Raw genomic sequence first — 1,324 nt, 5'->3', positions numbered from 1 at the left:
GTGTACAAGGCCCGGGAACGTATTCACCGCAGCGTTGCTGATCTGCGATTACTAGCGACTCCGACTTCATGGGGTCGAGTTGCAGACCCCAATCCGAACTGAGACCGGTTTTTTGGGATTCGCTCCATCTTGCGATTTCGCAGCCCTTTGTACCGGCCATTGTAGCATGTGTGAAGCCCAAGACATAAGGGGCATGATGATTTGACGTCATCCCCACCTTCCTCCGAGTTGACCCCGGCAGTCTCCTATGAGTCCCCGCCTTTACGCGCTGGCAACATAGAACGAGGGTTGCGCTCGTTGCGGGACTTAACCCAACATCTCACGACACGAGCTGACGACAACCATGCACCACCTGTACACCGACCTTGCGGGGCACCCATCTCTGGGTGTTTCCGGTGTATGTCAAGCCTTGGTAAGGTTCTTCGCGTTGCATCGAATTAATCCACATGCTCCGCCGCTTGTGCGGGCCCCCGTCAATTCCTTTGAGTTTTAGCCTTGCGGCCGTACTCCCCAGGCGGGGAACTTAATGCGTTAGCTGCGGCACAGACCTCGTGGAATGAGGCCCACACCTAGTTCCCAACGTTTACGGCGTGGACTACCAGGGTATCTAATCCTGTTCGCTCCCCACGCTTTCGCTTCTCAGCGTCAGTAGTGGCCCAGAGACCTGCCTTCGCCATCGGTGTTCCTCCTGATATCTGCGCATTTCACCGCTACACCAGGAATTCCAGTCTCCCCTACCACACTCTAGTCTGCCCGTACCCACCGCAAGTCCGAGGTTGAGCCTCGGATTTTCACGGCAGACGCGACAAACCGCCTACAAGCTCTTTACGCCCAATAATTCCGGACAACGCTCGCACCCTACGTATTACCGCGGCTGCTGGCACGTAGTTAGCCGGTGCTTCTTCTGCAGGTACCGTCACTTTCGCTTCTTCCCTGCTGAAAGAGGTTTACAACCCGAAGGCCTTCATCCCTCACGCGGCGTCGCTGCATCAGGCTTTCGCCCATTGTGCAATATTCCCCACTGCTGCCTCCCGTAGGAGTCTGGGCCGTGTCTCAGTCCCAGTGTGGCCGGTCGCCCTCTCAGGCCGGCTACCCGTCGTCGCCTTGGTGAGCCGTTACCTCACCAACTAGCTGATAGGCCGCGAGTCCATCCCAGACCGAAAAACTTTCCAAACGGTAGCCATGCGGCTCCGTCTCGTATCCGGTATTAGCTCCGGTTTCCCGGGGTTATTCCAGAGTCTGGGGCAGGTTACTCACGTGTTACTCACCCGTTCGCCACTGATCACCCAAGAGCAAGCTCTCGAGGTCACCGTTCGACTTGCAT

Annotated in this window: 1 rRNA gene; it reads right to left on the bottom strand. The window is 57.0% G+C overall.

From position 1 onward, the window contains the following. Positions 1-1,324, bottom strand: a 16S ribosomal RNA gene (locus CKO23_RS24740); the annotation flags it as partial.

It is taken from the genome of Thiocystis violacea (assembly GCF_016583565.1).
Lineage (GTDB): Bacteria > Pseudomonadota > Gammaproteobacteria > Chromatiales > Chromatiaceae > Thiorhodococcus > Thiorhodococcus violaceus_A.
This window is presented reverse-complemented; position numbering and strand designations above follow the sequence as displayed.